Annotated in this window: 24 protein-coding genes; 15 read left to right on the top strand and 9 right to left on the bottom strand. The window is 59.8% G+C overall.

Annotation, left to right across the window (positions count from 1 at the left end; all coding sequences use genetic code 11):
* Positions 1 to 8: 8 nt before the first annotated feature.
* Together AC3Y64_RS07355 and AC3Y64_RS07350 are read left to right on the top strand one after the other, a co-directional pair.
* Positions 9 to 2,168 (top strand): type I secretion system permease/ATPase, encoded by a 2,160-nt coding sequence (locus tag AC3Y64_RS07355; RefSeq protein WP_489986971.1) that lies wholly within the window; start codon positions 9 to 11, stop codon positions 2,166 to 2,168.
* 10 nt (positions 2,169 to 2,178) lie between these two features.
* Positions 2,179 to 3,540: an HlyD family type I secretion periplasmic adaptor subunit gene (locus tag AC3Y64_RS07350; protein ID WP_489986970.1), complete on the top strand. Its 1,362-nt coding sequence runs from the start codon at positions 2,179 to 2,181 to the stop codon at positions 3,538 to 3,540.
* A 114-nt stretch (positions 3,541 to 3,654) separates the two neighbouring features.
* On the opposite strand, the gene AC3Y64_RS07345 is transcribed toward AC3Y64_RS07350, so the two are convergent.
* Together AC3Y64_RS07345 and AC3Y64_RS07340 are read right to left on the bottom strand one after the other, a co-directional pair.
* On the bottom strand, positions 3,655 to 4,251 hold the full coding sequence (locus AC3Y64_RS07345; protein ID WP_489986969.1) for a tRNA-uridine aminocarboxypropyltransferase: 597 nt from the start codon (positions 4,249 to 4,251) through the stop codon (positions 3,655 to 3,657).
* Between the two features lie 18 nt (positions 4,252 to 4,269).
* Positions 4,270 to 5,163: a LysR family transcriptional regulator gene (locus tag AC3Y64_RS07340; RefSeq protein WP_053118206.1), complete on the bottom strand. Its 894-nt coding sequence runs from the start codon at positions 5,161 to 5,163 to the stop codon at positions 4,270 to 4,272.
* A gap of 292 nt (positions 5,164 to 5,455) precedes the next feature.
* On the opposite strand from AC3Y64_RS07340, the gene speB reads away from it, so the two are divergent.
* The 6 genes from speB to AC3Y64_RS07310 all read left to right on the top strand — a co-directional run bounded on the left by speB (position 5,456) and on the right by AC3Y64_RS07310 (position 11,036).
* Positions 5,456 to 6,406 (top strand): agmatinase, encoded by a 951-nt coding sequence (gene speB / locus AC3Y64_RS07335; protein ID WP_400771942.1) that lies wholly within the window; start codon positions 5,456 to 5,458, stop codon positions 6,404 to 6,406.
* Positions 6,407 to 6,416: 10 nt separating this feature from the next.
* Complete coding sequence (locus AC3Y64_RS07330; RefSeq protein WP_158958559.1) at positions 6,417 to 6,839, top strand: YybH family protein; 423 nt, start codon at positions 6,417 to 6,419, stop codon at positions 6,837 to 6,839.
* A 55-nt stretch (positions 6,840 to 6,894) separates the two neighbouring features.
* Entirely contained in the window at positions 6,895 to 8,397 is a 1,503-nt protein-coding gene (locus tag AC3Y64_RS07325) for a purine-cytosine permease family protein (protein ID WP_489986968.1), read from the top strand.
* A 156-nt stretch (positions 8,398 to 8,553) separates the two neighbouring features.
* On the top strand, positions 8,554 to 9,933 hold the full coding sequence (locus AC3Y64_RS07320) for a sodium:solute symporter family protein (protein ID WP_489986967.1): 1,380 nt from the start codon (positions 8,554 to 8,556) through the stop codon (positions 9,931 to 9,933).
* Positions 9,934 to 10,018: 85 nt separating this feature from the next.
* Positions 10,019 to 10,744 (top strand): MBL fold metallo-hydrolase, encoded by a 726-nt coding sequence (locus AC3Y64_RS07315; RefSeq protein ID WP_489986966.1) that lies wholly within the window; start codon positions 10,019 to 10,021, stop codon positions 10,742 to 10,744.
* 43 nt (positions 10,745 to 10,787) lie between these two features.
* Positions 10,788 to 11,036: an acyl carrier protein gene (locus AC3Y64_RS07310; RefSeq protein WP_158958551.1), complete on the top strand. Its 249-nt coding sequence runs from the start codon at positions 10,788 to 10,790 to the stop codon at positions 11,034 to 11,036.
* A 106-nt stretch (positions 11,037 to 11,142) separates the two neighbouring features.
* On the opposite strand, the gene AC3Y64_RS07305 is transcribed toward AC3Y64_RS07310, so the two are convergent.
* Together AC3Y64_RS07305 and ptrR are read right to left on the bottom strand one after the other, a co-directional pair.
* Entirely contained in the window at positions 11,143 to 11,271 is a 129-nt protein-coding gene (locus AC3Y64_RS07305; RefSeq protein ID WP_007914492.1) for a PA1414 family protein, read from the bottom strand.
* Between the two features lie 142 nt (positions 11,272 to 11,413).
* On the bottom strand, positions 11,414 to 12,307 hold the full coding sequence (gene ptrR, locus AC3Y64_RS07300; protein ID WP_489986965.1) for a putrescine utilization regulator PtrR: 894 nt from the start codon (positions 12,305 to 12,307) through the stop codon (positions 11,414 to 11,416).
* 104 nt (positions 12,308 to 12,411) lie between these two features.
* On the opposite strand from ptrR, the gene AC3Y64_RS07295 reads away from it, so the two are divergent.
* Positions 12,412 to 13,593: an MFS transporter gene (locus tag AC3Y64_RS07295; RefSeq protein ID WP_489986964.1), complete on the top strand. Its 1,182-nt coding sequence runs from the start codon at positions 12,412 to 12,414 to the stop codon at positions 13,591 to 13,593.
* Here AC3Y64_RS07295 and AC3Y64_RS07290 read toward each other — a convergent pair.
* The 3 genes from AC3Y64_RS07290 to AC3Y64_RS07280 all read right to left on the bottom strand — a co-directional run bounded on the left by AC3Y64_RS07290 (position 13,538) and on the right by AC3Y64_RS07280 (position 16,082).
* The gene (locus AC3Y64_RS07290) at positions 13,538 to 14,470 is read right to left on the bottom strand and encodes a DMT family transporter (RefSeq protein ID WP_489986963.1); all 933 of its coding nucleotides are present in this window, start codon (positions 14,468 to 14,470) and stop codon (positions 13,538 to 13,540) included. The two genes, AC3Y64_RS07295 and AC3Y64_RS07290, sit on opposite strands and share 56 nt — an antisense overlap.
* 267 nt (positions 14,471 to 14,737) lie before the next feature.
* Positions 14,738 to 15,142, bottom strand: coding sequence for a DUF2177 family protein (locus AC3Y64_RS07285; RefSeq protein WP_489986962.1), 405 nt, complete (start codon positions 15,140 to 15,142; stop codon positions 14,738 to 14,740).
* 103 nt (positions 15,143 to 15,245) lie between these two features.
* Positions 15,246 to 16,082 carry a CvfB family protein gene (locus AC3Y64_RS07280; protein ID WP_122591794.1) on the bottom strand — a complete coding sequence of 279 codons (837 nt, stop codon included), beginning with the start codon at positions 16,080 to 16,082 and terminating at the stop codon, positions 15,246 to 15,248.
* Positions 16,083 to 16,422: 340 nt separating this feature from the next.
* On the opposite strand from AC3Y64_RS07280, the gene AC3Y64_RS07275 reads away from it, so the two are divergent.
* From AC3Y64_RS07275 to AC3Y64_RS07265, 3 genes are all read left to right on the top strand, one after another.
* Positions 16,423 to 16,611: a PFL_1563 family small protein gene (locus AC3Y64_RS07275; RefSeq protein ID WP_016985943.1), complete on the top strand. Its 189-nt coding sequence runs from the start codon at positions 16,423 to 16,425 to the stop codon at positions 16,609 to 16,611.
* 205 nt (positions 16,612 to 16,816) lie between these two features.
* Positions 16,817 to 17,533 (top strand): TorF family putative porin, encoded by a 717-nt coding sequence (locus tag AC3Y64_RS07270; protein WP_489986961.1) that lies wholly within the window; start codon positions 16,817 to 16,819, stop codon positions 17,531 to 17,533.
* A 77-nt stretch (positions 17,534 to 17,610) separates the two neighbouring features.
* Positions 17,611 to 18,480, top strand: a complete 870-nt coding sequence (locus AC3Y64_RS07265) for a DUF6279 family lipoprotein (RefSeq protein ID WP_489986960.1) — start codon at positions 17,611 to 17,613, stop codon at positions 18,478 to 18,480.
* Between the two features lie 83 nt (positions 18,481 to 18,563).
* Here AC3Y64_RS07265 and AC3Y64_RS07260 read toward each other — a convergent pair whose 3' ends face one another.
* Positions 18,564 to 18,956, bottom strand: a complete 393-nt coding sequence (locus AC3Y64_RS07260) for a transcriptional regulator (protein WP_489986959.1) — start codon at positions 18,954 to 18,956, stop codon at positions 18,564 to 18,566.
* A gap of 176 nt (positions 18,957 to 19,132) precedes the next feature.
* On the opposite strand from AC3Y64_RS07260, the gene AC3Y64_RS07255 reads away from it, so the two are divergent.
* On the top strand, positions 19,133 to 19,867 hold the full coding sequence (locus AC3Y64_RS07255; protein ID WP_489986958.1) for a DUF899 domain-containing protein: 735 nt from the start codon (positions 19,133 to 19,135) through the stop codon (positions 19,865 to 19,867).
* Positions 19,868 to 20,032: 165 nt separating this feature from the next.
* Positions 20,033 to 20,308 (top strand): hypothetical protein, encoded by a 276-nt coding sequence (locus AC3Y64_RS07250; RefSeq protein ID WP_034153213.1) that lies wholly within the window; start codon positions 20,033 to 20,035, stop codon positions 20,306 to 20,308.
* Positions 20,309 to 20,441: 133 nt separating this feature from the next.
* Here the strand turns inward: AC3Y64_RS07250 and AC3Y64_RS07245 are convergent, their stop codons facing one another.
* Positions 20,442 to 21,782, bottom strand: a complete 1,341-nt coding sequence (locus AC3Y64_RS07245) for a DEAD/DEAH box helicase (protein WP_489986957.1) — start codon at positions 21,780 to 21,782, stop codon at positions 20,442 to 20,444.
* Positions 21,783 to 21,973: 191 nt separating this feature from the next.
* On the opposite strand from AC3Y64_RS07245, the gene AC3Y64_RS07240 reads away from it, so the two are divergent.
* On the top strand, positions 21,974 to 23,272 hold the full coding sequence (locus AC3Y64_RS07240; protein ID WP_489986956.1) for a mechanosensitive ion channel family protein: 1,299 nt from the start codon (positions 21,974 to 21,976) through the stop codon (positions 23,270 to 23,272).
* Positions 23,273 to 23,326 lie beyond the last annotated feature (54 nt).

Raw genomic sequence — 23,326 nt, 5'->3', positions numbered from 1 at the left:
CGATCAATATGACCAGCATGGAACCCGGCCATTCCGGGGTCGATCCGCGGCTGAGCTTCGATGATCCGTTACTCGACGGTCTGTTGATCCTCTGCAAACTGCATGGCGCGACGGTCAGTCGCGCCAGCCTGAGTGCCGGGCTGCCACTGAACAAACAACGCCTGAGCCTCGACCTGCTACCACGCGCCGCCACCCGGGCCGGGTTGCAAGCGAGGATTCTGCGCCGCGAACTGAAAGATATTTCACCGCTCAATCTGCCGATTCTGCTGCTGCTCAATGACGGTCGCACCGCTGTCTTGCGGCGTTTCGGCGACGACGGCAAAGCACTGATTTTGCCCAGTGAAGCCGATGGCGGCGAGCAATGGGTCAGCCGCGAAGAACTCACCGAACATTACAGCGGCCAGGCCTTGTTCGCCCGCCCGCGCCACGAACTCGAAGACCTGCGTTCACCGCTGGTGCCGCGCGTCCACGCGTGGTTTCGCGACACCCTCAAGCTGTCGAAATGGCTTTATAGCGATGCCATCCTCGCCAGTTTCCTGATCAACCTGTTAGGCCTGATGGTGCCGCTGTTCGTCATGCAGACGTATGACCGCGTGGTGCCGAATCAGGCGACGTCGACCCTGTGGGTGCTGTCGATCGGCCTGCTGATCGGCACCGGTTTCGAACTGATCCTGCGCGTAGTGCGCGCGCACTTGCTCGACACCGCCGGCAAGAAAACCGATGTGATCCTTTCCGCGACTTTGTTCGAGCGCATCACCGGCATGTCGATGAAGGCGCGGCCGGCGACCATCGGCGGTTTCGCCCAGAGCATTCATGACTTCCAGGGCCTGCGCGAGTTTCTGACGGCGGTGACCCTGACCAGCCTCATCGACCTGCCCTTCGTCGTGCTGATGTTGGCGGTGATTGGTTTGCTCGGCGGCTGGCTGGTGGTGATTCCGCTGCTGGCGTTCCCGATCACGATCGTCTTCGCCATGATCATTCAGGTGCGTCTGCGCGACACCGTGCAGAAAAGCCTGAGCCTCGGCGCCGAACGTCAGGCCGTGCTGATCGAAACCCTCGGCGGCCTGGAAACCCTCAAGGCCTGCAGCGCTGAAAGCGAGCGCCAGCACAAATGGGAAAGCACCCACGGCGCCCTCACCCGCCTCGACAGTCACGCACGCAATCTGTCGGCGCTGGCTACCAACGGCACGTTGTTCATTCAACAGTTTTCGGGGATGGCGACGATTGTCGCCGGGGTCTACAGCATCATCGCCGGCAACCTCAGCGTCGGTGCACTGGTCGCCACCTACATGCTTGGCAGCCGCGTACTCGCGCCGCTCGGGCAGATCGCCGGGCTGATCACCCGTTATCAGCAAGCGCAACTGACGATGAAAAGCACCGACGCGCTGATGGCTTTGCCGCAGGAACGAGACGGCAAACAGCGGCCACTGGAACGGACCCAGCTGCAGGGCGCGCTGGACGTCAACGGCGTGACCTTCCATTACAACGGCCAGAATGCGCCGGCGCTGAGCAACGTCACCTTCAGCCTGAAACCCGGCGAGCGGGTCGGCATCATTGGTCGCAGCGGTTCGGGGAAAAGTACCTTGGCGCGTCTGCTCATGGGTTTCTATGAACCCGAGGAAGGTCAGCTGTTGCTCGACGGCCTCGACCTGCGCCAACTCGACGTCGCCGACCTGCGCCAGCAAATCGGTTATGTCGCCCACGACCTGCCGCTGCTGGCCGGCAGCCTGCGCGACAACCTCACCCTCGGCGCGCGTTACATCAGCGATTCGCGGATGCTCGAAGTGGCTGAACTGACTGGCGTGACCGAACTGGCCCGGCAACACCCGCAAGGTTTCGACCGGCCCGTCGGCGAGCGCGGGCAATTGCTTTCGGGCGGGCAACGTCAGGCAGTTTTACTGGCGCGTTCGCTGTTGCTCGATCCGCCAATCATGCTGCTCGACGAACCCACCAGCGCGATGGACAACAGCAGCGAAGACCAACTGCGGCAGAAGCTGCACGGTTGGGTGCAAGGCAAAACCTTACTGCTGGTGACCCACCGGACCTCAATGCTGAGCCTGGTGGATCGCTTGCTGGTGCTGGACAACGGTCGGGTCGTCGCTGACGGCCCGAAAGAAGCGGTCATCGATGCACTGCGCAAGGGCCGCGTCGGCTCGGCAGCGGTCTAGGAGTTGCCCCATGTCTGCTTCCTCCGATAGCAAAGATCGCGGCTACTTCGACAGTTTCGGTAAAAGCGCCGAAGCCGAATTCATGCCGGAAACTGCCGGCGCCTCGTTGCAGGATTCGCCGCGCTGGTCGCGGATCACCGTGTGGCTGGCGGCAGGCTTGCTGATCAGTGCGGTGGTCTGGGCCAAGTTCGCCGTACTCGACGAAGTGACCATGGGCGAAGGCAAGGCGATTCCGTCTAGCAAGGTCCAGGTGATCCAGAACCTTGAGGGCGGCATCGTTACCGAGATTTTCGTTCGCGAAGGCCAGATGGTGAACAAGGGTGACACGCTGCTGCGTCTGGATGACACGCGCTTTCGTTCGAATAAAGGTGAAAGCGAGGCGGATCGTTATGCGTTGACGGCGCAGGTCGAGCGCTTATCTGCGGAGGCCGAAGGTCGGCCATTCAAGCTGTCCGATGAAGTGATCGCCAAGGCGCCGCAAGTCGCCGAAGACGAGCGTTCGCTGTACGAACAACGCCAGCGCCGCCTGGCCAGTGAGCAGCGCACGTTGAGCGAACAACTGCGGCAGAAGACTCAGGAGCTGGCCGAGTTTCGCTCCAAGCAGGGCCAGTTCAGTTCCAGCCTGGGACTGCTGCAGCAAGAGATGAACATGTCCGAACCGCTGGTGAAAACCGGCGCGGTGTCGCCGGTGGAAATCCTTCGGCTCAAACGCAGCGCGGTGGAAATTCGTGGCTCGCTGAACGCGACGACACTGGCCATTCCCCGCGCCGAATCGGCGATTGCCGAGATCCGCAGCAAGATCGATGAGTCTGAACAAACCTTTCGCTCGGAAGCCGCGAAAGAGCTGAATGAGAAACGCACCGACCTGTCGAAAATCACCGCCACCAGCATCGCCATCGACGACCGCGTCACGCGTACCACCGTGACGTCGCCGGTGCACGGGGTGATCAAGCAATTGAAGGTCAACACCATCGGCGGCGTGGTGCAGCCGGGCAGCGACATGGTGGAAATCGTGCCGCTGGAAGACAACCTGCTGATCGAAGCCAAGGTCCGGCCGCAGGATGTCGCGTTCCTGCATCCGGGCCAGAAAGCCATGGTCAAGTTCAGCGCTTACGACTACACGATTTATGGCGGGTTGAGCGCCAAGCTTGAGCTGATCGGCGCGGACACCATCACTGATGACAAGGGCAACAGCTTTTATCTGATTCAGGTGCGTACCGATAAAAACCATTTGGGCGGGGATGTGAAACCATTGCTGATCATTCCGGGGATGGTGGCGACGGTGGACATTATTACCGGGGAGAAGAGTGTGCTGGATTACCTGTTGAAACCGGTGCTGAAAGCGCGGACCGAGGCGATGCGCGAACGCTAGCGAATGATCGTTCCCACGCTCCGCGTGGGAATGCCGCCCGGGACGCTCCGCGTCCCTTTGCAACTGTGACGCAGAGCGTCACTGGATGCATTCCCACGCAGAGCGTGGGAACGATCATCTATCGCCATGATTACGCTGGAAAGTCTCCTCCCCCATCGCCGCAATCTGCCCCTCGATCAGCGCCTCGAACGGTTTGAGCAGCGGCTCAAACGAAACCGGTGCTTCCAACGTCTGCAGCGCCTGCACAATCGCCTCAATCGTCGACAACGCTCCCGGCCCCGGTGCCTTGCGCAAGCGATAGCGCGACACCCCGCCCTCGGCCAATGTCACCCGTGGCAACGCCGCCAGCAGCGGATTGAGGTGGAGCATCTTGCGCGCCTTGCGCCACGTGCCGTCCGGAACAACCAATAACAAGGGTTCATCAGACTCGGCGTAAGCCTGCATCGGCTGCGCATCGTCAGCGGGAAACAACAACCGCGCCCGATACCCTGGTCGATTCAGCAACGCCGGTAAATCGTCGAACACCTCGCCGACAATCAGTTCGGCATTGGTCAAACCGAGTGCCGCCAACCGCGCAGTATTCAATGCATGATTGACCTCGCTCGGATGCTGCAACAGCAACACCCGCGTGCGGCTGTCGAGGCGCGGAATCAGCGGGCACAGGCAATGGGTTAGTGGGCGCAGGCAGCGCGGGCATTGGGGTCTGGACATGGTTGTTTTTCCTGCAAGCTACGCCTGATTGAGCTGAGCTTTAAGCAAATCACGGAACGTCTGAATCAACGGCTCGCGGCTGCGCCCCCGGCGCATGATCATCGAAAACGGCGCCTGATAGCCGAAGGTCGCCGGCAGCAGCACACGCAAATCGCCCTTGTCGGCCCAGGCCTGCGCGTAGTGTTCCGGCAAGTAACCGATGTAGGCGCCGGACAGCACCAGAATCAGCTGCGCCTCCATACTTTCCACGGTCGCGGCGCTGTGTTTGAAACCGTGCCGGGCCAATTCCGCCTGGCTCCAGTACCCGCGCCCGACCATGCGCTGCTGGGTGATGACTTGCTCGGGGATGCGCCGCTCGTTGAACAACGGGTGCCGGCTGCTGCAATACAACCAGTGTTGCTCGCGGTACAGCGGCATATAGACCAGCCCGCTCATCCGTGTGGAAAACGCGCCGATGGCCAAATCGAGACGGTTGTCCTGCACGCCGAGTTGCAGTTCGTACGGACTCATCACCGACAAATGCAAATGCACCGCCGGGTGTTCCTGGCTGTAACCGCCGATGGCTTCGGCGAATGGCAGGGCCTTGTCGCTGACGGTGGAGTCGATCACACCGAGGTTGAGCGTGCCGCGCAGTTCACCTTTGAGCGCGGCGGCGTATTGCTCGAAACCTTCGAGTTCGGCGAGCAGGCGCAGGGTTTCCTGGTGGAACAGCTCACCCTTGCTGGTCAGGCTGAACCCGCCGCGTCCGCGATGGCACAGCACCAGGCCCAGCGCGGCTTCGAGCTGGCTCATGTAAGTGCTGATCGCCGAGGTCGACAGGTTGAGTTCCTGCTGCGCGTTGGCGAAGCCCTGATGCCGCACGACGCTGACGAAGATGCGCAACAGTTTCAGGTCGGGTAAAGCGTTGGCCATGTCTACTCCAAGGATCGTTCCCACGCTCTGCGTGGGAATGCAGCCCGTGACGCTCTGCGTCACCTGCGAGTACGGCTGGACGCGGAGCGTCCGTGGATGCATTCCCACGCGGAGCATGGGAACGAGCAGGTGTGGAAGTCTGGCATTAGTTTAGAAAAATCTGAACTAAGTTTTTGCCCGTAGCGATTCTTTCGCCGCACTACATTTCGCATCATCGGCCCCACAGCGGCGTCCGAACCCGTGCTGCACGGCGCGCCGACATAAATAAAACAAAGACGATGAGGCCTTACCCGTGGACAAGATTCTTCACCAACCACTGGGCGGCAACGAAATGCCGCGCTTCGGCGGCATCGCCACCATGCTCCGACTCCCCCATGTACCGACCGCTGCCGGCCTGGACGCTGCCTTCGTAGGCGTGCCACTGGACATCGGTACTTCGCTGCGCCCCGGCACCCGCTTCGGGCCACGCGACATCCGCACCGAATCGGTGATGATCCGTCCTTACAACATGGCGACCGGCGCTGCGCCGTTCGACTCGCTGGCCGTGGCCGACATCGGTGACGTGGCGATCAACACCTTCAACCTGCTCGACGCCGTGCGCATCATCGAAGAGGCCTACGACAACATCCTCGAGCACAACGTGATCCCGATGACTCTGGGCGGCGACCACACCATCACCCTGCCGATCCTGCGTGCGATTCACAAGAAGCACGGCAAGGTCGGTCTGGTGCACATCGATGCCCACGCTGACGTCAACGATCACATGTTCGGCGAGAAAATCGCCCACGGCACCACCTTCCGCCGCGCGGTTGAAGAAGGTCTGCTCGATTGCGATCGCGTCGTGCAGATCGGTCTGCGCGCTCAGGGTTACACCGCCGACGACTTCAACTGGAGCCGCGATCAGGGCTTCCGTGTCGTTCAAGCCGAAGAGTGCTGGCACAAGTCGCTGGCACCGCTGATGGCCGAAGTGCGCGAGAAAGTCGGCGGCGGCCCGGTGTACCTCAGCTTCGACATCGACGGCATCGACCCGGCCTGGGCGCCTGGCACCGGCACCCCGGAAATCGGTGGTCTGACGACCATTCAGGCGATTGAAATCGTCCGTGGCTGCCAAGGCCTCGACCTCATCGGTTGCGATCTGGTAGAAGTCTCGCCCGCTTACGACACCTCCGGCAACACCTCGCTGCTGGCCGCCAACCTGCTGTACGAAATGCTCTGCGTACTGCCTGGCGTGGTCCATCGCTGAGGGTCGGGTCATGAACGAACGTGATCAGGTTTTGCAAGCGGCCGCCGATCTGGTGTCCGCCTTCGCCCGAAACGATCGCGAAGCTTATTTCGGCGCGTTCAGCGCCGATGCAAGTTTCGTCTTCTACACCCTCGAACAGCCGCTGCTGTCGCGCGATGCCTATCAGGCCTTGTGGGACAACTGGCGCGCCGAGGATGGCTTCGAGGTGCTCTCGTGCACCTCGAGCAACGCCTTCGTCAGCCTGCAGGGTGACGTGGCGATTTTCATCCATGACGTGGCCACCGAGCTGCGCATGCAAGGGGAGCAACACTTCAGCCAGGAGCGCGAGACGATTGTTTTCAAGAAACAAGCGTCGAGCCTAGAACAACAAGGCCATTGGCTGGCCTGCCACGAACATTTGTCCGCAATGCCGGAAGGGCTGCCATCCCCTTAGCCAAGACAGGTGACGCTCACGCACGATGAGCGCGCCTTTATGATCGGAGCAGATCATGAATAACAACAACAACGACCAAAGCCTTACGCAAATTGAAACCCACGGGGTCGAACAGATCCCGGACCACGAACGCACCGCACGCCCTACGGATTTGTTCCGGATGATCTTCGGTGGTTCGAATACCTTTGCCACCGCCGTGCTCGGCAGTTTCCCGGTGCTGTTCGGTCTGTCATTTCAGGCCGGCGTCTGGGCGATTGTGCTGGGCGTGCTGCTCGGCTCGCTGATCCTCGCACCGATGGGCCTGTTCGGCCCGCTCAACGGCACTAACAACGCCGTATCGTCGGGTGCGCATTTCGGTGTGCACGGGCGGATCGTCGGTTCGTTCCTGTCGCTGTTGACCGCCATCGCGTTTTTCTCGCTCTCGGTGTGGAGTTCGGGGGATGCGCTGATCGGTGGTGCGAAACGCCTGATCGGTCTGCCGGAAACCGACCTGACCTTGGGCCTGGCCTACGGTCTGTTCGCGATTCTGGTGCTGACCGTGTGCATCTACGGCTTCCGCTTTCTGCTGTGGGTGAACAAGATCGCCGTGTGGAGCGCCAGCCTGTTATTCCTGCTGGGCATCTTCGCCTTCGCCGGTCCTTTCGACGCGCATTACGCGGGCACCGTCAGCCTCGGGCAACCGGGCTTCTGGGCCGCGTTCATCGGCGCAGCGCTGGTCGCGATGAGTAATCCGATATCCTTTGGTGCATTCCTCGGCGACTGGTCGCGTTACATCCCGCGTGAAACCTCCAAGCAACGCATCATGGCGGCGGTTGTGCTGTCGCAGATCGCCACGTTCATCCCGTTCCTGTTCGGCCTGACCACCGCGACCATCGTCGCGATCAAGGCGCCGGACTACATCGCGGCGAACAACTATGTGGGCGGTTTGCTGGCGGTGTCGCCGAGCTGGTTCTTCCTGCCGGTGTGCCTGATTGCGGTGATCGGCGGCATGTCCACCGGCACCACCTCGCTGTATGGCACCGGGCTGGACATGTCCAGCGTGTTCCCACGGGTTCTCTCGCGGGTGAAAGCGACGCTGCTGATTGGTGTGCTGTCGATTGCCTTCATCTTCATCGGGCGCTTTGCGGCGAACCTGGTGCAGAGCGTGTCGACCTTCGCCGTGCTGATCATCACCTGCACCACGCCATGGATGGTGATCATGATCATCGGTCTGCTGGTGCGTCGCGGCTTCTACTGCCCGGATGACCTGCAAGTGTTCACTCGCGGCGAACAGGGCGGACGCTACTGGTTCAGCCACGGCTGGAACTGGCGCGGCCTGGGTGCATGGATTCCGAGCGCGGCGGTTGGCCTGTGCTTCGTGAACTTGCCGGGACAATTCGTCGGCCCGCTGGGTGAAATGGCCGGCGGCATCGACATCAGTTTGCCGGTGACCCTGGGCCTGGCCTCGGTGGTGTACCTGACGCTGCTGAGCCTGTTCCCGGAACCGCGCGAAGTGTTCGGCCCGAAGGATGCCCGTAGCCAAGTCATAGAAACACCTGAACTGCGCCAAGCCGCCTGATTAAACACAAAACCCTGTAGGCCTTCGCCTGCTCGCGATGACTGCAGCACATCCAACATCGATGTGACTGAAAGACCGCTATCGCGAGCAGGCGAAGGCCTACAAGGGAAATGATTTTGGCCTCAACATAAAAAAGACAATCGGAGACACGCCATCATGGCTTTGGATTTATTCGTCGTCCTCATCTACGCCGCCGGCATGCTCTTGCTCGGCTACTTCGGCATGCGCAAGGCCAAGACCAACGAGGACTTTCTCGTTGCCGGCCGTAACCTCGGCCCAAGCCTGTACATGGGCACCATGGCCGCGACCGTTCTCGGTGGCGCGTCTACCGTCGGCACCGTGCGTCTGGGCTACGTGCATGGCATTTCCGGTTTCTGGCTGTGCGCGGCACTGGGTTGCGGCATCGTTGCGCTGAACCTGTTCCTCGCCAAACCGCTGCTGAAACTGAAGATCTACACCGTTACCCAGGTCCTGGAAAAACGCTACAACCCGATGGCCCGCTCGGCGAGCGCGGCGATCATGCTGGCCTACGCACTGATGATTGGCGTGACCTCGATCCTGGCGATCGGCACCGTCCTGCAAGTGCTGTTTGACCTGCCATTCTGGGTGTCGGTACTCGTCGGTGGTGGCGTCGTGGTGATCTACTCGGCGATTGGCGGCATGTGGTCGCTGACCCTGACCGACATCGTCCAGTTCATCATCAAGACCGTCGGCCTGATGTTTATCCTGTTGCCGATCTGCCTGTACCGCGTTGGCGGCTGGGACGAACTGGTACTGAAACTGCCGGCGACCGCCTTCAGCTTCACCACCATCGGCTGGGACACGATCATCACCTACTTCATGATCTACTTCTTCGGCATCCTGATCGGTCAGGACATCTGGCAACGGGTGTTCACCGTCAGGACTGCCAAAGTCGCGCAATACGCCGGCAGCATCGCGGGCGTCTACTGCATCATCTACGGTCTGGCCTGCGCCCTGATCGGCATGGCCGCGCATGTGCTGATCCCGGATCTGGACAACGTCAACAACGCCTTCGCCGCCATCGTCAAACTGTCGCTGCCGGACGGCATCCGTGGTCTGGTGATCGCTGCCGCACTCGCTGCAATGATGTCTACCGCCAGCGCCGGTCTGCTCGCCGCTGCCACCACCGTAACGGAAGACCTGCTGCCGAAACTGCGTGGCGGTAAACAGTCGAGCCTGACGATCAACCGCCTGTTTACCCTGCTGACCGGTGTCGTCGTGCTGGGTATCGCGCTCGTTGTAAACGATGTGATCAGCGCCCTGACCCTCGCTTACAACCTGTTGGTGGGCGGCATGCTGATCCCGCTGATCGGTGCGATCTTCTGGAAACGCGCAACCACCGCCGGCGCTATCGCCAGCATGGGCCTGGGTTTCGCCACGGCGCTGCTGTTCATGTTCAAGGACGGTCTGGATGCGAACACGCCGATCTACTACAGCCTGGCCGTGGGTCTGGTGAGTTTTGTGGTGGTCAGCCTGGTCTCCCCTCGCCCGGCAACCGTGGCGAGCGCGATCTAAGCTCTGATGTAACGACTTGATGCTTTCTTCGACGGGTGTGGCGTCGGTTGCCACACCCGTTTTTTTCGTCTCAAGGAAAGTGCTGATGAAGATTGTTTCGCGCGATCAGTGGTTTGAAGTGCAACACCTGAGCGACGGCATCCGGCTGATTCACGAGCCGTATATCCGCCCGTTCTACCGCTGCAACCTGTGGCATGTGCAGGGCCGCGACAAAGACCTGTTGCTGGACAGCGGTTCGGGATTGGTCAGCCTGCGCGAGCAGTTGCCGTGGATTACCGAGCGGCCATTGGTGGCGGTGGCCAGTCATTGCCATTTCGACCATATCGCCGGGCATCATGAATTTGCTGAACGGCTGGTGCACCCGGCCGAGGCTGACATCCTGGCCGCGCCCGATGGCGAGAATGATTTGAGCCGTGCGTTCGTCGGCGACGACATGTTCGAGGCGCATCCAGACTGCCCGTTGTGTTATGCCGAATACCGGGTCAAAGCCGCGCCGGCCACCGGGTTTGTCGAGGACGGCGATGTGCTGGATCTGGGCAATCGCACGCTGCAAGTGCTGCACACACCGGGGCATTCGCCGGGCGGGATCAGCCTGTACGAGGCGGCGACGCAAACCCTGTTCAGCGGCGACATCATTTACGACGGGCCGCTGATCGAAGACGCCTACCATTCCAATCTGCAGGATTACGCCACCAGTCTGCGGCGTTTGCAGGCGTTGCCGATCCGCACGGTACACGGCGGACATTTCGGCAGTTTTGCCGGCGAGCGTTTGCGTTCGATGATTGACGAATGGTTGCGCGAGCACGCCTGAGGCCTGCTTCACTCAAGCAGAACAACAATCAGAAATATCTGCCATGAGAAGAGCTGCCGTGCGTGCCGCCGTGCACCGGTTCATCCAGCGCCTGCTGGAAAACCGTGAATTCAACGACAACACCAGCCTGGTGCAATTGGGTCTGGAGAAAGCCGATATCGAGGATCTGATCTTTCATCTGGAAGATGAATTCGGCCTGACGGCCTTCACCGCCGAGGAAGACCGCATGCTCAAGACCGCGAAAACCGCGAACGACTTGAGCCGGTTCTTGCTGGAAATCGGCCGGCATTAAAAGCAAAAGATCGCAGCCTGCGGCAGCTGCTACACGGGGTCAGTGTAGGAGCTGCCGCAGGCTGCGATCTCTTGATCTCGAATCCTTTGATCTCGGATCGGGGGCGTTACCGGCGCCGTTGCTGACGTCGACGCTGCTCGTCATCGGTGCGGATCGGGACAGGCTGCAGAGGCGGTTCGATCAAACCGAGGGCAACACCCAAGTCGTGTAGCCAGTTTTGAATTTTCTCTTTCATCGTCATGCCCCCTTCAGGGTGGTGCTGAGCGGCCGGAATTCTGAGGCCGCTTCGCACTGATAATAGTCCGAAGTCCTACGCAATGCTCGGCCAAATCCGCAATGATCTGTTACTGAATTGAACAGAATTCGCCGGCATTGGTTCAGGCTGTTTCTCGGGTTTCGATCTGAGCCGCAGGATAGACAGCTTGCTGCACCTCAACCCAGGCATTGAGGTTGGCGCCGACCATGCCTTTGCGCCACATGAGCCACGTTGTCGCACCCACGAACGGCTCGGCCAACGGATGCGCCGCGACGCTCTCGCGGCCCGGCAGACTGGCAAGCATCGACTCCGCCATCAACGCCACGCCGCTGCCGGCGATCACGCAGGCGAGCATGCCCTGATACGACTCGATCTCCATCGCCCGGCCCATCGCGGCGTGATAGTGGGCGTACCAGGCCTCCAGGCGCATGCGATAGGAACAGCCCTGACGGAAGGTGAACACCGCACGCCCTTCGACATCCTTGGCACTGCGCACGGGCGGATGATCGGTTTCGGTGATCAGCACCAGCCGCTCTTCGCACAACGGCACACCGTCGAGCCCGGCCAGCTCCAACGGGCCATCGACCAGCGCGGCATCGAGTCGACCGGTGAGCAGACCTTCGAGCAACTCGCCGCTCGGCGCCGACTGCACCTGCAGGTTCACCGCCGGGTATTGCTTGTGATAACGCGCCAGCAACGCCGGCAAATGGATCGCCGCCGTGCTGTACATCGTGCCCAAGACAAAATCCCCCGCCGGTTGCCCGCCCATCACTGCCGCACTGGCTTGATCACGCAGCGCAAACAGTTTTCCGGTGTAGTCCAGCAGGACTTTTCCTGCAGGCGACAACTGCAAACGCTGACGCTCGCGCACGAAAAGCTCTACACCGAGTTGCTCTTCAAGCTGTTTAAGCCGCGTCGACAGATTGGAAGGCACCCGGTGCAGGCGTTCGGCGGCGCGGGTGATCGAACCCTCCTCGGCAACGGCCTGAAAGATCCGCAGTTGGCTGAACTCCACGAGCTTTCTCCATAACAGAACAAGTTACTCACTATTATTCAATTTTAAAGAAAGTCAATCAGTCCTAGCCTGACGGTCATTGATCCTTCGAAGGAATCCCGACCATGTCGCCTCTGATTCGCTTATCCGCCTGCTTCGTTGCCTTGATGATGGCCATGGGCATCGGGCGTTTCGCCCTCACGCCACAAATGCCGCACCTGCTCAGCGAAGGTCAGTTCGACCTGACGGCCGCCGGTCTGATTGCGGCGGCCAACTACCTCGGTTACCTGCTCGGTGCGGTGGATGCGATGTTTGCCCATCGCCCGCAGCAGGTGCAGTGGCGCCTGCACGGCGGCTTGTGGTTGTGCGTGTTGCTGACACTGGCGTCGTTCTGGGCCAATGGGTTCTGGTCGCACTTGGTGCTGCGCTTCGGCACCGGGGTGGCGAGCGCCTGGGTGCTGGTGATGATCACGTCTTTAAGCCAGCCACTGGCGGCGGCAGCGGGTCGTCCACGTTTGGGCGCTCTGGTATTTGCCGGGCCGGGGTTGGGGATTTTTCTGACGGGGTTGCTGGCGCTGGTCTCACACCTGCTCCATCAAACCTCGGCGACGCTGTGGCTGATTTACGCTGCTGCGGCATTGGTGATGATGCTCGGGGTCTGGCGCGTTTTGCCGCAGCCGGCCGCCGCTGTGTCGGTTGACGCGGCTCAGGTCGGTGCGTCGAATCGCGGTATCGGGCGACTGGCAGTGATCTATGCGCTGTACGGCGTGGGCTACATCATCCCCGCGACGTTCCTCTCGCAAATGGCCAACGCGCAGTTCCACGGACAATGGCAGGCGGATCTGTTCTGGCCGTGCTTCGGCCTGGCCGCCGCGCTCGGCGTGTTGCTGGTGAGCCTGCGTCGTCACGACCCCGCGACCACCCGGCATTGGTTGATGGCGACGTTGTGGCTGCAAGCCGCCGGGGTCTTCGCCTGCCTGATGAGCAGCGGGCTCGGTCTGGCGCTGGGGGTAATCCTGTGTGGCACGCCGTTCCTCGCCTGTATGCAATTGGTCATGCAACGCTCGCGGGACATCGCGCCCCACGCCACACAGCGCAACGCCGGACTACTGACCGCGTGCTTTGCCGTCGGCCAGCTCAGCGGCCCAATATTGGCCGCGCTGAGCAGCCATTTCAGCGGTCACCTGCACCCGGCGCTGCTGATCGCCGGCAGCGGCTTGCTGATCGCCGACGGTCTGGCGATGCAATCGACTAGCGCTGGCCCAGCGCTTGGCGCAAACGCCTGCGCAGCCACTGCTCGGCGCTGACAAAGGTGATGCCGAGCAACACCAGCACGGCACCGATGACGAAATTAACGCTCAGCTGTTCGCCCAGCAGAATCACGCCGAAGGTCACACCGAACAGCGGCGTCATGAACGAAAACACCGCCAGATTGGCCGCCAGATAACGGCGCAGCAGCCAGAACCAGATCAGGTAACTGAAGAAGGACACCACCAGACCTTGGAACAGCACACTGGCCACCGCCACGGTGGTCAGGCTGACATGGGTGATCTGGCCGCTGAACAAGGCGATCAACAGCAGGCCGACAAAGCCGACAATCAGTTGGTAGAACAGCGTCAACGTCACCGGCGCTTCCGACAGTCGCGAGGCGCGCACCACCACGGTAGTCGCGCCCCAACAGGCGCCGGCCAGTACGCCGAAGGCATCGCCGAGCAGCATGCGCCGGTCGAGGTTGTCCCACGACACACCGCCGGCGAAGGCGATTGCGATGCCGATAAACGCCAGCAGAATCCCCAGCCACTGCAAAGGCCGCAGGCGCTCGCTGGCCAGCAGAAAATGCACGCCCAGTGCAGTGAAAATCGGCGCGGTATAGAGGAACACCGACATGTGCGCGGCGGTGGTCAGCTGCAGACCTTCGGCAATAAAGAGGAACTCCAGACCGAACAGAGCACCGGCCAGCAAGCCGCCGCGCCAAGTGTTGCCGACCTGATTCCAGCCGCCCTTCCAGCAGATCAGCAGACCGACCAGCAGTGCGGAAATCCCCGAGCGCGCCGCCGCTTGCATCACCGGTGCAATGTCTGGCGCGGCCCACTTGATCATCACCTGCTGCACGCCCCAGATCAGGCACAGGCCGATCATCACTTGCAGGGCAAAACTGTCGGCATTGCGCCGCTCGATACTCACCGCAACACCTCGAACACACACAACATGGCAGGCCATCCAATGGTCAGAAATAAGTGTCGAGGATTATCAATCAGTCGGGCGGAAAAAGCCGTCTGGAAAAGACATTTAGTTCGTCAGTGGCGGCAGTGGTGAATGGTTGTCGGCTGCGCCGCCATTCGCTGGCAAGCCAGCTCCCACAGGATCGGGTTGAGCACCAATCCTCTGCTCGACACAAGCCTCTGTGGGAGCCTGGCTTGCCAGCGATGGCGTCAGTCCATTCAACGCCGGTTAGCGATCAGCTCCAGCAAACCGCCTCGCCAGCAAAAACCCGACAGTACAAGCCACCGCCGTAGCAAACGTGCCCCACGCCCAATCCATCAACGATACCTGCGCCGACCAGCCGCGCAACGTCGCCCAATTGGTCAGGTCATACGTGCCATACGCCACCAGCCCCAACAGCGCGCCGCGCTTCGCCGCCCACTGCCATGTCACTGCCGGGAGCACCACAAACACCACACAACCGAAAACATACAGGCAATAAAAAACCGCTGCGGGCACCAGCAGCGGTTTTTCCAGCATCAGCGAACCGAGCAGTTCGCGATAGGTCGGCGCCATCAACAGGCCGAGCCAGAGGCCGTCGAGCAGCAGAAACGCAATCAGCGTTGCAACATAGGCAAACAGAGTTTTCTTCATAACATCCGCCCTCATGTAGGAGCTGCCGCAGGCTGCGATCTTTTGATCTTCAACATCAAAAGATCGCAGCCTGCGGCAGCTCCTACATGGGGCCAGCAGTTTCTCAGGTTAGTTCAATACGATCGGCATGAATGACGATCTTGCCTTCCTTGTACAGCGCACCGATGGCCTTCTTGAAGTTGCCTTTGCTGACGCCGAACAGGCTACTGATCAGGGCCGGATCGCTCTTGTCGCTGACCGGCAACGTGCCGCTGTTGTCGCGCAATTTGGCGAGGATCTTCGAGTTCAGGCTGCTGGCCGCTTCCTGGCCAACCGGTTGCAGGCTCAGGGCAATTTTGCCGTCAGCGCGCACTTCCTTGATGTAGCCCTTCTCGATCATGCCGGCGCGCATGAACTTGAAGATTTCATTCTTGTGAATCAGACCCCAATGCTTGTTGTTGATGATCGCCTTGAAGCCCATGTCGGTGGCTTCGGCAACCAACAAATCAACTTCCTGACCCTGACTGTAATTCGCCGGGGTCTTGTCGAGGTAGCGATCCAGACGCGCAGTGGCGGTGATGCGGCGGGTGTGTTTATCGAGATAAACGTGCACCACGCAGTACTCGCCGGCAGTCATCTGCCGTTTTTCTTCGGAGTACGGCAGCAACAGATCTTTCGGCAAACCCCAATCGAGGAACACGCCAATGCTGTTGACTTCAACAACTTTCAGGCTGGCAAATTCGCCGACCTGAACTTTTGGTTTTTCAGTGGTAGCGAGAAGTTTGTCTTCGCTGTCCAGATAAACAAATACGTTGAGCCAGTCTTCATCTTCGCTGGGAATATCTTTAGGGATATAACGGTTAGGCAAAAGAATTTCGCCGTCGGCACCGCCGTCCAGATATAAACCGAAGTTAGTGTGTTTAACCACTTGCAAACTGTTGTAACGCCCGACTAAAGCCATTTCCAGAACCCTCATTGCGTGGGCGGCATTCTACCCGTTTTTGCCTGCGACGTCGGGCGGTAGATCGGCGGATGCCGGGAATTCTGCGCAACGCCTTGATTTTCCTTGATCGGCGTTGCGCGGGGTGCCGCTCGTCAGTCAGCTGTGCGCCCTCGCGGCCGATTGCCACACCGTGGAAATTCATTAATGTTCTTATTTAAAACAGCAGGTTAGCCAAGTATTTCGAGTATTGAATCGAGAATAATGCAGTGCAGCGGTTGGTTATTCCCGGGGATATTTACCAAGCAATTGTCAAGTTATTCCTGTACGATGCCTGGCCGAGTTACTTTTCTACAGGTTAATGGCCGCCATGCGTGTAAAAGCATCCACCAGCAAAGCAAAGCCAGCTCCAGCCGTTGAAACCAGCGAATCGATCAACGATCAGATCGCAGCGTTCCTCAAGTCCGGCGGCGAGATCCAGCAAATTGCCAAAGGCGTCAGTGGCCAGACGTTCGGCCCGTCCAAGCAGATCAGCCTGGGCAAGAAGTAACACCCGGTTTTACCCCCGTCCAGAGGCGCTTTGAGCTTCGAAGCGTCTGGACTGGCACCGCACTCCCCCTCCCCGTTTTAAACAAAAAAACTGTAAATCGACGAACGGCCATCAACGCCGATCATTCGCCGGTATCCTTGCACGCGTCTAGATCAAGCGTTTCAGCAGGCCCGCCGCCCTGCGCTCGCTGTTCATGGAGTGACGCATGCGCCCATCTTCCTGTTTATTGCTTGTAAGCCTGTTGGCCGGCACACCCGCGCACGCGCAGGTTTTCCAGCGTGAGCTGGGCGATTTCGATCTCAAACTCGGCACCACTCCCAGCCGGAGCATGGCCCAAGGCCTGGTCAAACCGTCGGCGGCCGGATCCTTCCATGGCGGGCTCGACCTCAGCCACGACAGCGGCCTGTATGTCGGCCAATACGCGCCGAGCATGGGCATCACGCCGGGCAAGAATCTTGAGATCGACTCCTACGTCGGCTTCAAACAACCCTTCGATCAAACCCTCGGCTATGAAGTCGGGATGATCCATTACAGCTACCCCGAGGTGGACACCCTCGACAGCCAGGAGCTGTTCGGCGGTCTCACCCTGCTCGGCAGCCGTTTCGGCGTAGCCCTGAGCAACGACCCGGATAAACAGAACAACACGCTGTTTGCCGACCTAGGCGGCAATCAGCCATTCGGCATCGGTGTCAGCATGAAATACACCACTCACCAATTGAACACGCCGGTGGCGGTGGACGGCGGATACGTCAGCAGCTTCACTGACTGGTCGGTGAAGTTGTCCCGGCCATTCATGGGCGTCGATCTGGACCTGATCTACAGCAATTCCAGTCTCAGCGGCAGCGATTGCTCGGCCTACTCCGGGCACAACAGCCAGTGCGACGGCCTCGTCACCCTGAAGGCCGAACGCGCATTCTATTGATCGGCTGAACTGCCGCGCGCATCCTGCATCACATAAGAATCAGCCCCCCGAAGCCAGGCCATCGCAAGGATTCGCCCATGTCTCGCTGGTTCAAACACATTGCTGCGCTCTTGATCTTCACCCTCGCCCTCGGCGCCTGCAGCCGCGTTGGCCTGGCTTATCGCAATCTCGACGTGATCATTCCGTGGACGCTCGGCGACTACCTGGACATGAACGGCGAGCAAAAAGACTGGTTCAACGAACGGCTCAAGGATCACCTGAGCTGGCACTGCACCACGCAATTGCCGGGCTATCTGGACTGGCTGGATCGCTTGCAGACCATGGTCGAAACCAATCAGGTCACCGATGCGGCGTTGCAGGCGCGCACCGTCGAAGCCAAACAGGCGATTGCTGAAACGGCGAAGGAAATCACCCCGTCGGCCATCGAGTTACTGCAAGGTCTGGATGACAAGCAAGTCGCCGAGATGAATGAGGCGTTTGCCAAGGATTTGCGCAAACGCCAGCAGGAATACTTGAAGCCACCTCTTGATCAGCAAATTGCCGAGCGTGGCGCGCGCATGGTCAAGCGCTTGAATGACTGGCTCGGGCCGCTGAGCGCTACGCAAGAGCAGCGAGTCATGACGTGGTCGGCCGCCCTCGGTGATCAATACAGCCAATGGATCGCCAATCGCGCCCATTGGCAGAAACAGTTCAGTGCCGCCGTGGCGCAACGCAAAAGTCCCGAATTCCCACAGAGAATCGAGACGCTTCTGGTCAATCGCGAGAGTTTATGGACAGCAGATTACCGCAAGGCCTTCGCCGAAACTGAAGCGCAGGGGCGCTCTCTGGCGGTGGATCTGATGGCTGAGAGCACGCCGCAACAGCGCCAGCGGTTGTTGAAGAAAATCGAGGGTGTGCGTAAAGATTTCAACGACCTTAAATGTTTCAAAGCCGCGAAGCAGAACTAGAAAAAAAGATCGCAGCCTTCGGCAGCTCCTACAGAGATCGGTGTAGGAGCTGCCGAAGGCTGCGATCTTTTGCTTTAAGAGCCTTAGGCGATCTGGGCTTTCGAAGCCACTTCATCAAACTTCGCCTCAGCCAGCGCATCTTCCTGCTCATCCAGCACCTGACGCGGATGATCATTACCAGGAATGCTGCTGTCGATCAGGCTCAGCAAGCTGGAACCGCGCGGCGTCAGGACAAAATTGTTGCCGGTGCTGCCCTCTTCATCCGGACGCGGTGCGATGTAGCCGCGCAACAGCAGCAAACGCTCATAGTCGCAGGCCAGCGTTTTCAGGTGATCGAGGTTCTCGATCGGCTCGCCCGCACTGGCTTTCGCCGCTGCGTACTCTTCAGCGTAGGCCCGAGGCGCGAAGCTATGGCCGGCGCTGTTCTGCACTTCGTGCAACAAGCGTTCAATCAAATCCCAGTTATAAGTCGTCATCCTGATACAACCTCCGGTGCGCGTAGTGAATGGCGCGTTCATAGGTTGTGACCGGAGCTGTGCGCAGCCGTTCACCTGCATTAGCGCGAGGCGACCGACCGGCGGTGTGTCGATTTCCCACAGGGTTAAACGACTAGTCTGAAACAGACGGTTTCAACCCCGCAGGAGAAATCATCATGAACGTTGAGAATCATCCGGTGGTGTCGCGCGAAGAGTGGCTCGCCGCGCGCGCACAACACCTGGCCGACGAAAAAGCTTTCACTAAGGAACGCGACCGCCTCAGCGCCCAGCGTCGCGCGTTGCCATGGGTGAAGGTCGACAAGGATTACCACTTCCAAGGCCCGAACGGCGAGCTGAGACTGGCCGACCTGTTCGGTAAACACAGCCAGCTGATCGTTTATCACTTCATGTTTGCCAAGGACTGGGAAGAAGGCTGTCAGGGTTGCTCGTTTCTCAGCGACCATATCGATGGCGCCAACCAACATCTGGCTCATCACGATATTGCGGTAGTTGCTGTCTCTCATGCGCCATTCAACGAGTTTCAAAACTTTAAACGGCGAATGGGCTGGAAGTTCGACTGGGTATCGTCAGAAGGCTGCGACTTCAACTATGACTTTGGTGTTTGCGCCCGCGCCGAAGATGTTGCCGCCGGCAAGGCTACTTACAACTACGAAAAAACTGACAGTGCAGAAGAAGAAATGCCCGGGCTGAGCGTGTTTTATCGGGATGTAAACGGTGACATCTTTCACACCTACTCCACGTATGCCCGTGGTCTCGACATGCTGGTCGGCGCTTACAACTACCTCGACCTCACGCCCAAGGGCCGCAATGAAGAAGAGATCATGGAATGGGTTCGGCATCATGATCGGTATGAGGGAGCGACAAAATCCAGTTGCTGCCACGGGAACTGAGCGCTTTTTGTGGGAGTGAGCTTGCTCGCGAAGGCGACAGCTCATTCACTATTGATGTTGTCTGACACGACGCGTTCGCGAGCTCGCTCCCACAGTTTCTGAACTTTTTCCTGCCAGAAGGCCTCAACCCATTAACTGCCTTAACCGGAACTGAGGCCTGACCCGATGAAAACCCTGATCAAGCTCACCCTCGCCGCCACTCTCGCCTGCGCCCTGCCTGTCTGGGCCTGCACGCCGGAGGAGGCCACCGCCAAGCGCGAACAACTGGCCAAGGAAGTCTCGAAGCTGACCGAGCAGAATCCGGCCAAGGCCAAAGAGATCAATGCCGAGTTGCAGAAAATGGACCTGGGCACGGCCAGCAAGGATCTGCCGGACAAATGCCAGTTGATTGATCAGCGGTTGAAAGAACTCGGTACCGCTGAGAAAAAAGCCGAAAGCTAAAACAAAAGATCGCAGCCTGCGGCATATCAAGCCAAGCGGCGCTTTGACGCCGACACCAGTGGCCAGATCGGCAACTGATGGACGAAAAAAAACCCGGACACTGTCCGGGTTTTTTCTGTGCGCCTGAAAAAGCTTACTCAGCCGCTGGCTCTGCCGGCTTGCGGCGCTTCAGCGGTGCCATGCCGTCGCTGCTCACCAACGAGTCCGGCTTCGGACGGTTGGCGCTCTTGCGCTTGGTCGGCGTCTTGGCGGCGGTTTTCTTCTTGTCGCCCTTGGCGTCGGTCTTTTTCTTCTTCACGCCAACGGCTTTGCCCGAGGCCTTGACCTTTTTCGGTCCGCCATAGGTGCCTTTGACTTCCTTGACGGTGCGGCGCTCGAAGCTCTGCTTCAGGTAGCGCTCGATGCTCGACATCAGGTTCCAGTCGCCATGGCAGATCAGCGAGATCGCCAGGCCATCGTTGCCGGCACGGCCAGTACGACCGATGCGGTGTACATACTCGTCGCCGCTGCGTGGCATGTCGAAGTTGATCACCAGATCCAGACCATCGACGTCCAGACCACGGGCCGCGACGTCGGTGGCTACGAGGATCTTCACACCGCCCTGCTTCAGACGGTCGATCGCCAGTTTGCGATCCTTCTGGTCTTTCTCGCCGTGCAGCACGAACGCTTTGTATTCCTGAGCCACGAGGCGACCGTAGATGCGGTCGGCCATGGCGCGGGTGTTGGTGAAGACGATGGCCTTCTGATAGGTCTCGTTGGCCAGCAGCCAGTTCACAATCTGCTCTTTGTGCTGATTGTGGTCGGCGGTGATGATTTGCTGACGAGTGGTCGAGTTCAGTTGGCTGACCGCGTTGAGCTGCAAGTGCTCAGGGTTGTTCAACACCTTGGCGATCATGTCGCGCAGGCCGGAACCACCGGTGGTAGCGGAGAACAGCATGGTCTGCTGACGGTTCGGGCATTCATCGACCAGACGCTGCACGTCTTCGGAGAAACCCATGTCGAGCATGCGGTCGGCTTCGTCGAGCACCAGCACTTCGACTTCTTTCAAGTCGAGGTTGCCAGCGTTGAGTTGCTCGATCATCCGGCCCGGGGTGCCGATGAGGATGTCCGGCACTTTGCGCAGCATCGCCGCCTGGACCTTGAAGTCTTCACCGCCGGTGATCAGGCCGGACTTGATGAAAGTGAACTGCGAAAAGCGTTCAACTTCCTTCAAGGTCTGCTGGGCCAGTTCACGGGTCGGCAGCAGGATCAGCGTCTTGATGCTGACGCGGACCTTGGCCGGGCCGATCAGGCGATTGAGGATCGGCAGAACGAAAGCGGCGGTTTTGCCGCTACCGGTTTGCGCAGTCACCCGCAAATCACGCCCTTGGAGCGCCAGCGGGATGGCCGCGGCTTGCACAGGCGTTGGCTCGACAAATTTCAGCTCGGCCACAGCTTTAAGCAGGCGTTCGTGCAGGGCGAATTGGGAAAACACGGGTGCTACCTCGAAGATATGCAAAAAAACAGCTGCATAGGTTACCGGTTTCGAGCGCTCAGGCCGAGTTTCTTTATGCAAACGGCAGCAATCAGTGGTTTTTTTGTTGCCTGATTTGTCTCCAACGGTAATACGCAGCGTCTTAAATGCTCTAATCGTCCGTCGTGTCTTACAGAAGAATCGTTGTACTTATGGATATCAAACAGCTCTGGCTCAACGCCCAGGACCTCTGGGGCACCCTCGAACAGCATCCGCTCTTGCAGGCGGGGCTCGCGCTGACCGTGTTATTGGTGATCGCGCTGTTGCTCGGACGAGTGGCGCGCTATCTGATCCTGCACGCCAGCCGCATGCTCGGCCGCCAGCCGGCGCTGCACTGGATCAATGACTTTCGCCACAACAAGGTATTTCAGCGCCTGGCGCAGATGACGCCGTCGCTGGTCATTCAGTTCGGCTTGCACCTGGTGCCTGAACTGAGCAAAACCGCCATGACCTTCCTCAGTAACGTGGCGCTGTCATTCACCATCCTGTTCCTGCTGCTGGCAGTCAGCGCCCTGCTCAACGCCCTGCTCGACATCTATGCGCGCACCGAACACGCCCGCACGCGCTCGATCAAAGGCTACGTGCAACTGGCGAAAATGGTTTTGTACGTGTTCGGCGCGATCATCATCGTCGCCACGCTGATCGACCGCTCGCCGCTGTTGCTGCTGTCTGGTCTGGGTGCCATGTCGGCGGTGATTCTGTTGGTCTACAAGGACACCCTGCTGTCGTTCGTCGCCAGTGTGCAGTTGACCAGCAACGACATGTTGCGGGTCGGCGACTGGATCGAAATGCCGCAAGTCGGCGCCGACGGTGACGTGGTCGACATCACCTTGCACACGGTCAAGGTGCAGAACTTCGACAAGACTATCGTCTCGATCCCGACCTGGCGGCTGATGTCCGAGTCGTTCAAGAACTGGCGCGGCATGCAGCAATCCGGCGGGCGGCGCATCAAGCGCAGCCTGTTCATCGACGCCAGCGGCGTGCGTTTCATCCGTGACGACGAAGAAGAAAAACTCTCGCAGGTTCACTTGCTGACCGACTACATGAGCCGCAAGAAAGCCGAGCTCAAGGCGTGGAACGAGGCACAGGGCAATGTCGCGGCGATGTCGGCCAACCGCCGGCGGATGACCAACATCGGCACCTTCCGCGCCTATGCGCTGGCGTATCTGAAGAGTCACCCGGAGATTCAGCCGAACATGACCTGCATGGTCCGCCAGATGCAGACCACGGCGCAGGGCATTCCGCTGGAGATCTACTGCTTCACCCGCACCACCGCGTGGGCAGACTACGAGCGGATTCAGGGCGATATTTTCGATTACTTGCTGGCGGTGCTGCCGGAGTTCGGCTTGAGCCTGTATCAGCAGCCGAGTGGTGGGGACTTGCGTTCTGGACTGTTGCCGGCCGTTCTCGGCTCGGCGAGCATTCCTGAACCTGAAAAACATATTATGTGACGCCACTGAAACCTGTGGGAGCGGGCTTGCCCGCGATGAGGGAGTGTCAGCGAG

It is taken from the genome of Pseudomonas sp. 4CAES_32.4 (assembly GCF_058136335.1).
Note: the sequence above shows the minus strand (reverse complement) of the source record. Positions and strands in the feature narration are given on the sequence as shown.

Coding starts and splice junctions, on each gene's coding strand:
- AC3Y64_RS07355 (WP_489986971.1), top strand. CDS start 9: ATGACCAGCATGGAACCCGGCCATTCCGGGGTCGATCCGCGGCTGAGC.
- AC3Y64_RS07350 (WP_489986970.1), top strand. CDS start 2,179: ATGTCTGCTTCCTCCGATAGCAAAGATCGCGGCTACTTCGACAGTTTC.
- AC3Y64_RS07345 (WP_489986969.1), bottom strand. CDS start 4,251: ATGTCCAGACCCCAATGCCCGCGCTGCCTGCGCCCACTAACCCATTGC.
- AC3Y64_RS07340 (WP_053118206.1), bottom strand. CDS start 5,163: ATGGCCAACGCTTTACCCGACCTGAAACTGTTGCGCATCTTCGTCAGC.
- AC3Y64_RS07330 (WP_158958559.1), top strand. CDS start 6,417: ATGAACGAACGTGATCAGGTTTTGCAAGCGGCCGCCGATCTGGTGTCC.
- AC3Y64_RS07325 (WP_489986968.1), top strand. CDS start 6,895: ATGAATAACAACAACAACGACCAAAGCCTTACGCAAATTGAAACCCAC.
- AC3Y64_RS07320 (WP_489986967.1), top strand. CDS start 8,554: ATGGCTTTGGATTTATTCGTCGTCCTCATCTACGCCGCCGGCATGCTC.
- AC3Y64_RS07315 (WP_489986966.1), top strand. CDS start 10,019: ATGAAGATTGTTTCGCGCGATCAGTGGTTTGAAGTGCAACACCTGAGC.
- AC3Y64_RS07310 (WP_158958551.1), top strand. CDS start 10,788: ATGAGAAGAGCTGCCGTGCGTGCCGCCGTGCACCGGTTCATCCAGCGC.
- AC3Y64_RS07305 (WP_007914492.1), bottom strand. CDS start 11,271: ATGAAAGAGAAAATTCAAAACTGGCTACACGACTTGGGTGTTGCCCTC.
- AC3Y64_RS07295 (WP_489986964.1), top strand. CDS start 12,412: ATGTCGCCTCTGATTCGCTTATCCGCCTGCTTCGTTGCCTTGATGATG.
- AC3Y64_RS07285 (WP_489986962.1), bottom strand. CDS start 15,142: ATGAAGAAAACTCTGTTTGCCTATGTTGCAACGCTGATTGCGTTTCTG.
- AC3Y64_RS07280 (WP_122591794.1), bottom strand. CDS start 16,082: ATGGCTTTAGTCGGGCGTTACAACAGTTTGCAAGTGGTTAAACACACT.
- AC3Y64_RS07275 (WP_016985943.1), top strand. CDS start 16,423: ATGGCCGCCATGCGTGTAAAAGCATCCACCAGCAAAGCAAAGCCAGCT.
- AC3Y64_RS07270 (WP_489986961.1), top strand. CDS start 16,817: ATGCGCCCATCTTCCTGTTTATTGCTTGTAAGCCTGTTGGCCGGCACA.
- AC3Y64_RS07265 (WP_489986960.1), top strand. CDS start 17,611: ATGTCTCGCTGGTTCAAACACATTGCTGCGCTCTTGATCTTCACCCTC.
- AC3Y64_RS07260 (WP_489986959.1), bottom strand. CDS start 18,956: ATGACGACTTATAACTGGGATTTGATTGAACGCTTGTTGCACGAAGTG.
- AC3Y64_RS07255 (WP_489986958.1), top strand. CDS start 19,133: ATGAACGTTGAGAATCATCCGGTGGTGTCGCGCGAAGAGTGGCTCGCC.
- AC3Y64_RS07250 (WP_034153213.1), top strand. CDS start 20,033: ATGAAAACCCTGATCAAGCTCACCCTCGCCGCCACTCTCGCCTGCGCC.
- AC3Y64_RS07240 (WP_489986956.1), top strand. CDS start 21,974: ATGGATATCAAACAGCTCTGGCTCAACGCCCAGGACCTCTGGGGCACC.